Consider the following 206-nt stretch of genomic DNA (forward strand, 5'->3'; position numbering starts at 1 on the left):
CTCGGCTGCTTCTTCATGGCGGTCTACGCGCGGCTGACGCGCGCTTCCATGCTCGAAGTGCTTGGCATGGACTTCATCAAGACGGCGCGCGCCAAAGGCGTTTCAATGGGCGGGACGATCCGCCACCACGCGCTGCGCAACGCGTTGCTGCCGGTGGTGACGTTCGCGGGGATCCAACTGGGGCAGATGGCCGGCGGCGCGGTGCT

General features: G+C 67.0%; 1 protein-coding gene. It reads left to right on the top strand.

Annotated elements, in window-relative coordinates; translation table 11 throughout:
* On the top strand, positions 1–206 hold a 206-nt coding region (locus tag OR16_RS39320), incomplete at both ends, for an ABC transporter permease subunit (protein ID WP_006165130.1).

This window comes from Cupriavidus basilensis OR16 (genome assembly GCF_000243095.1).
Taxonomy (GTDB): domain Bacteria; phylum Pseudomonadota; class Gammaproteobacteria; order Burkholderiales; family Burkholderiaceae; genus Cupriavidus; species Cupriavidus basilensis_D.